The sequence below is a fragment of the Mycobacterium sp. genome (assembly GCF_050700595.1).
GTDB lineage: Bacteria > Actinomycetota > Actinomycetes > Mycobacteriales > Mycobacteriaceae > Mycobacterium.
In genome coordinates, this window is the sequence record NZ_JBOHHI010000220.1 from 24,090 (window position 1) to 30,089 (window position 6,000).

The 6,000-nt window shown below is 69.9% G+C and carries 8 protein-coding genes; 7 read left to right on the forward strand and 1 reads right to left on the reverse strand.

Translation table 11 applies throughout. From position 1 onward, the window contains the following. Window positions 1-390: 390 nt before the first annotated feature. Window positions 391-1,248 carry an HAD-IB family hydrolase gene (locus ACRDTL_RS20080; RefSeq protein ID WP_431508447.1) on the reverse strand — a complete coding sequence of 286 codons (858 nt, stop codon included), beginning with the start codon at window positions 1,246-1,248 and terminating at the stop codon, window positions 391-393. Between the two features lie 464 nt (window positions 1,249-1,712). Between ACRDTL_RS20080 and ssd the strand changes: the two genes are divergently transcribed. The 7 genes from ssd to ACRDTL_RS20115 all read left to right on the forward strand — a co-directional run. Beyond that, window positions 1,713-2,768 carry a septum site-determining protein Ssd gene (ssd, locus tag ACRDTL_RS20085; RefSeq protein ID WP_431508455.1) on the forward strand — a complete coding sequence of 352 codons (1,056 nt, stop codon included), beginning with the start codon at window positions 1,713-1,715 and terminating at the stop codon, window positions 2,766-2,768. Next, a complete protein-coding gene (locus tag ACRDTL_RS20090) occupies window positions 2,765-3,928 on the forward strand; it encodes a TadA family conjugal transfer-associated ATPase (RefSeq protein WP_431508448.1) in 1,164 nt (387 codons plus the stop codon). The genes ssd and ACRDTL_RS20090 overlap by 4 nt, the downstream gene beginning before the upstream one ends. Further along, window positions 3,925-4,728: a type II secretion system F family protein gene (locus ACRDTL_RS20095; protein ID WP_431508449.1), complete on the forward strand. Its 804-nt coding sequence runs from the start codon at window positions 3,925-3,927 to the stop codon at window positions 4,726-4,728. The genes ACRDTL_RS20090 and ACRDTL_RS20095 overlap by 4 nt, the downstream gene beginning before the upstream one ends. After that, window positions 4,725-5,312, forward strand: a complete 588-nt coding sequence (locus ACRDTL_RS20100; RefSeq protein ID WP_431508450.1) for a type II secretion system F family protein — start codon at window positions 4,725-4,727, stop codon at window positions 5,310-5,312. The genes ACRDTL_RS20095 and ACRDTL_RS20100 overlap by 4 nt, the downstream gene beginning before the upstream one ends. Window positions 5,313-5,327: 15 nt before the next feature. Further along, on the forward strand, window positions 5,328-5,534 hold the full coding sequence (locus ACRDTL_RS20105) for a DUF4244 domain-containing protein (protein WP_431508451.1): 207 nt from the start codon (window positions 5,328-5,330) through the stop codon (window positions 5,532-5,534). Then, the gene (locus ACRDTL_RS20110; protein ID WP_431508452.1) at window positions 5,531-5,872 is read left to right on the forward strand and encodes a TadE family type IV pilus minor pilin; all 342 of its coding nucleotides are present in this window, start codon (window positions 5,531-5,533) and stop codon (window positions 5,870-5,872) included. The genes ACRDTL_RS20105 and ACRDTL_RS20110 overlap by 4 nt, the downstream gene beginning before the upstream one ends. 31 nt (window positions 5,873-5,903) lie before the next feature. Beyond that, window positions 5,904-6,000: pilus assembly protein TadG-related protein (locus tag ACRDTL_RS20115; RefSeq protein WP_431508456.1), on the forward strand; the 97-nt coding region annotated here is incomplete at its 3' end.

A 6,000-nucleotide genomic window follows, 5' to 3' on the forward strand; every position in this document is an offset into this window, starting at 1 on the left:
GATTCGGCTCGCCGCCCGCTAGCACGGAACTCGGTTACCAGGCGTGCAACTGTGGGGTTGCGTGGGTGGCCTCGGCGATCTTGCGATGCGATCGGATGCAACTCCACCCAAAGGGTCGTCGAAACCGTTCACTCATCGTAATTACGCAGGTCCGCAACACTTCTGCCATATTCGCGGCTGTGGCTCCGCGTGGGTGCCGGGATCCGTGCTGGGCTGCCCGGGGTCGGGAGAACGACCCTTCTCTTCCGGATCGATCTTGGCCTCGCCGGGCATCCGTGAATCCTTTGTACTACGTGGTCCCCATCACATCAAGGGCCGGATGTGTTAAAACTAAAAAACTATCCAACGACCCTCACATCTGCGACGAGGACTCGTTTGCTGGCCTCGCAACTAGGGCGCGAAGCGGCGTAGCAGCGAAAAGGTGACCGCCCCGGCAGCCAGTGCGCTGACCCCGACCGCGGCCGTCGTGGCAAGCGCGGCCCCCGACGGAGCCGGGATGCGGTCGCGCAGTGATACCGGGCGGGAGAAACTGAGCACCGGCCAGCCGTGCGCAGTTGCTTCCTTGCGCAGCGCGCGGTCTGGATTGACCACGCTCGGGTGCCCGACGGTTTCCAGCATCGGTAGGTCGGTAATCGAGTCCGAGTAGCCGTAACAGTGCTCGAGCGAGTAGCCCTCGCGGGCAGCCAACTCCCGGATGGCCTGCACCTTGCCTTCGCCGTAGCAATAGAACGCGATCTCGCCGGTGTAGTGGCCGTCCTCGACGACCATGCGGGTCGCCATCGCGTGGGTAGCGCCGAGTGCACGGGCTATCGGCGCCACCAGCTCCTCGCCGGATGCCGACACGACCACGACATCGCGGCCGCACAACTTGTGCCCGGCGATCAGGTCAGCGGCCTCAGCGAACACCAGTGGGGTGACGATGTCGTGCAGGGTCTCGTTGACGATCGATCTGATCTGTTGCACATCCCAGCCCGTACACATATTGGTCAGGTGGATGCGCATCCGGTCCATCTGATCGTGGTCGGCGCCGGACAACAAGAACAGGAACTGGGCGTAGCTGGATTTCAGTACCGCACGCCGGTTGATCAGTCCCTGATTGAAAAACGGTTTGCTGAACGCCAGCGTGCTGGATTTGGCGATGATCGTCTTGTCGAGGTCGAAAAAGGCAGCGGTCCGAGGGTGTCGGCCGGTGCCGGCCGGTGCTTGCGGTGATGTTTGCTGATCAACGGCCGAGTCCGAGACGCTCACCGATTCAGCATAGGGCCGCGTCGGGACGGGTCGCGAGACCCGGCCGCAAAGCAGCCGGTCAGCCGTGTTTTGGTGCCGTGCGACGGTGCGGCCAACATCGAGTTGGACATCATGCGTTCTCTTGACGCAATACTTGCGTGGACGTGAGTTGTCGTGTGTATAGTAACGACAACTCGGCTCTGAGCCGAGGTGTATCAGCCCGACCCCCCGGGGCTGATACACGACGACCCTCGCCTCCTCCCCCCCTGGCGGGGGTCGTCCCTTTTCGGGGTCAATTCGTTGCCTGTAACAGGTTGCAAAGTCGCCATCGGTGCGCGCCCGACCCGGCGGGCCCGACCCCGATCAATTTGTGCACAGATCGGGCATTGTCCACAGATCGTGCACGCCTGCCGGTTCGGCACTGGCGCCCCGGTTGCGGGACTCGGCACGGTGAGCGGGTGACCACCAGAACGGGCACCACCGGTGTGTTGGCGGTACTGGCCGAACCCACCCTGCGCGACGAGGTGGACCGCGTTGCGGCGGCGGTCGGCGTGCGGGTGGTGTATGCCGGCGGCGGCTCGCCGGTCAATCGCAAAACCTGGTCAGCGGCAACGGCGGTATTGCTCGACGCGGCAGCGGCGGCGCGTTGTGCGCACAGTGCACTGCCGCGGCGGGCCCACGTCAGCGTGCTGGTCAGCACCGAACCGGCGCCGGCGACCTGGGCGGCCGCCGTCGGGGTAGGCGCCCGGCACGTCCTGGCGCTACCGGCGCAGGAACGCGAGTTGGTGCGCGAACTCGCCGAGGCCGGTGAATCCGTGCGCGGCGAGGCGGCCCGCGGTGACGTGGTCGCGGTGATCGGCGGGCGCGGTGGAGCGGGCGCCTCGCTGTTTGCGACCGCGTTGGCGCAGGTCGCCGCCGAGCCGCTGTTGGTCGACCTTGATCCCTGGGGCGGTGGCATCGATCTGCTGGTCGGCTGTGAAACCGCCCCCGGCCTGCGCTGGCCCGATCTGGCGGTCCAGGGGGGCAGGGTCAACTGGTCCGCGGTGCGCGAGGCGTTGCCGATACATCGCGGGGTCAGTCTGCTCTCCGGCACCCGGTGCGAACACGAGGTGGAGGCAGCGACAGTGGACGCCGTCGTCGACGCCGGCCGCCGCGGCGGGGCGACCGTGGTGTGCGATCTTCCGCGGCGGTTGACCGACGCGGCCCACATCGCGCTGGACACCGCCGATCTCGTGGTGGTTGTCGGCCAAACCGATGTGCGGGCATGTGCTGCCACCGCGACGATCGTCGCTGTGCTGGCCGGCATCAACCCGAATATCGGCCTGGTGGTGCGCGGTCCGTCACCGGGCGGATTACGGGCAGCCGAGGTTGCCGCCGTCGCCGGCGTGCCACTGCTGGCGTCGATGAAGCCGGAGCCGCGGTTGGTCGACCAACTTGAACACGGCGGTCTGCGATTGCGCCGGCGATCCGCGCTGGCCGCCGCCGCCCACCAGGTGCTTGCCGTGCTCTGCGCAGGCCGATCCGAAAGCAACCCCGCGTGACCGGTTCGTTGATCGATCGGGTTCGCGAGCGGCTGGCCGCAGAATCCGGCCCGCTGCGGCCCACCGTGGTGGCCGACGCGATCCGGGCTGAATCCGGCGGTGTGCTCGGCGACACCGAGGTGCTGAGCAGCCTGCGGGTACTGCAGACCGAATTCACCGGCGCCGGCATTCTCGAGCCGCTGCTGTGCGCTGAGGGCACCACAGACGTTCTGGTCAGCGCCCCGGACGCGGTCTGGGTCGACGACGGGCACGGGTTGCGGCGCACCGCTGTCCGGTTCGCCGACGAGCTGGCCGTGCGGCGCTTGGCGCAGCGGTTGGCGCTGGCCGCCGGTCGCCGTCTCGACGACGCACAACCGTGGGTGGACGGGCAGTTGACCGGTGTGGGTGCCGGGGGTTTCGCGGTGCGGTTGCATGCGGTGTTGCCGCCGGTTGCGGTTGGGGGCACCTGCCTGTCGTTGCGGGTGTTGCGACCGGCTACCCAGGATCTGGCGGCACTGACCGCGACGGGCGCCATCGCGCCGGTGGCCGCCGCCCTGCTCGCCGACATCATCGCCGCCCGGCTGGCGTTCCTGGTCTCCGGTGGCACCGGGGCCGGCAAAACCACATTGTTGGCGGCGATGCTGGGCGCGGTGTCGCCCGACGAGCGGATTGTGTGCGTCGAGGACGCCGCCGAATTGGCACCGGCGCATCCGCACCTGGTCAAGCTGGTCGCGCGGTGCGCCAACGTCGAGGGCGTCGGCGAGGTGACGGTGCGCCAACTCGTTCGGCAGGCGCTGCGGATGCGACCGGACCGCATCGTGGTTGGCGAGGTCCGCGGCGCCGAAGTGGTCGATTTGCTGGCGGCGCTCAATACCGGCCATGACGGCGGCGCCGGCACCGTGCACGCTAACAATCCGGCCGAGATACCGGCCCGGTTGGAAGCATTGGGCGCGCTCGGCGGTCTGGATCGCAGCGCACTGCACAGTCAGCTCGCCGCGGCGGTCCAGGTGCTGGTGCATGTGGCGCGGGATCGCGCCGGTCGGCGTCGGCTCAGTGAAATCGCCGTGCTGCGCGCCACCGACGGGCGGGTTGGCGCGCTCACGGTGTGGCACGCCGGTCGCGGGCTGACCGACCACGCCGCGGCGTTGCGCCGGCTGCTACCCAACCGGGCAGCGTCGTGACCGGCCCGGTGGTCGCCGCGCTGGGGTTGTCGCTGGCGCTGGTGGTGTTGCCGTCGTCGCCGCGGCGAAGGCTGGTGTCGCCGGGCGCCGCCGGGCCGCGGATTCCACGCCCGACCGGCGGATGGGCGGTTGTCTGCGCGACGGTGGCCGGCTTTGTGGTCACTGTGGTGCTGCCGCCGGCGACAATCCTGGCAGCCGCGGTGTTGTGTGCAACTCTGGCGCTGCGCTACCGGCGTCGCCGTCGCCGTCGCCGCGCCGAAAACGAGGGTCGGGCGCTGGAAGCCGCCGTTGGCATCCTGGTGAGTGAACTTCTGGCCGGGGCGCACCCGGTGTGCGCGTTCGGTGTCGCGGCCGACGAGTCGGGCGGAACGGTCGCGGATTCTTGCCGCGCGGTGGCGGCGCGTGCCCGCCTCGGTGCCGACGTGGCCGCCGGTCTGCGCAGCGTCGCCGAGATGTCGGCGCTGCCCGCGCAGTGGCACCGGCTGGCGGTGTGTTGGCAGCTGGCTTGCGACCACGGGTTGGCGATGTCCACCCTGATGCGAGCAGCGGGGCGCGATATCGCTGAGCGGCAACGGTTTTCCGCGCATGTGACGTCGGCGATGGCCGGCGCCCGTGCCACCGCGACCATCCTGGCGAGCCTGCCGGTGCTGCTGGTGTTGTTGGGCCAGCTGATCGGAGCACGGCCCATAGCGTTCCTGCTGGCCGGCCACGCCGGTGGCTGGCTATTGGTGGCCGGGGTGACGCTGCTGTGCGGCGGCCTGCTGTGGTCGGACCACATCACCGATCGAGTGACGCCGTGACCGCGGCGGTGCTGTTGGCCGCAGCACTGCTGAGTGGTGCGGGGCCGTCGCTCGTACGTGCCCGCGCCGGGTTGGTGGCCCGCCCGCGCCGCACGCCGCGCCGATCGACGCGGGACCAGGACCCGCTGGCGGTCGCATCGAGCCTGGATGTGCTGGCGGTATGCCTGGCCGCGGGGATGGCGGTGTCGACCGCTGCGGCCGCGACCGCTCCGTCCGCTCCGCGCACGCTGGCCCGGGTTTTGCGCCGCGCCGCCGATCTGCTTGCCCTGGGCGCCGATCCGGCCGTCGCCTGGTCGGTGCCGCCGGATCTGCCGGTCGGGGTCCTTGACCCGCAGACCGATGCGCTGCTGCGGCTGGCTCGACGATCGGCGGCCTCGGGTGCGGCGCTGGCCGACGGTGTGGCCGGGCTTGCCGCGCAGTGCCGTCAGGACGTTGCCCACACCGCGGCCGCGGCCGCCGAGCGGGCCGGGGTGCTGGTCGCCGGACCGCTGGGGTTGTGCTTCTTGCCGGCGTTCGTCTGCCTGGGCATCGTCCCGGTGGTGGTCGGCCTGGCCGGAGACCTGTTGCAGTCGGGTCTGCTGTGACGCCGAATGGAAAAGATGAAGGGAGGCAGTATGTTTCGAGTACTACTGGCGCGAATGGCGCTGCTGGCCGTCGACGAGTCGGGTATGTCGACCGTCGAGTACGCCATCGGCACGGTCGCGGCGGCGGCATTCGGCGCGATCCTGTACACGGTCGTCACCGGCGATTCCATCGTCGCGGCGTTAACCAACATCATCGGCCGGGCGCTCAACACCAAGGTGTGAGCACCGTTGTCAGGTCAAGCGCCGGCGCGAGCACCGTCGAGGCGGCGCTGGGTATCGCCACGCTGGTCACGGTGCTGGTGCTGTGCCTGGCCGGGATCACCGCGGTGTCGATGCAGCTGCGCTGCGTGGACGCCGCCCGCGAGGCCGCCCGGCTGGCCGCGCGTGGCGACGAACGCTCGGCAGCCGATGTTGCCCGTCGCGTCGCACCCGCCGGCGCGGCGGTGCGGCTGCACCGGGACGGCGAATTCGTCATCGCAACGGTCACCGCGCGGTCGCACCTGCTGCCCGCGCTGGCCATCGCGGCGACCGGAGTCTCAGCGGTGGAGCCGACGCGGTGAGCGCGGCTCAGCCACACTGATCGCTGCCGCAATGGTGGTGGTGCTGCTCGGTATCAGTGGTGGCGGTGCATACCTGGGCGCGGCCGTGGTGGCGCGCCACCGCGCCCAGGCGGCGGCCGACCTCGCCG

Bases quoted from the DNA above. Each gene is read 5' to 3' on its own strand.
- ACRDTL_RS20105 (WP_431508451.1), top strand. From the start codon at position 5,328: ATGAAGGGAGGCAGTATGTTTCGAGTACTACTGGCGCGAATGGCGCTG.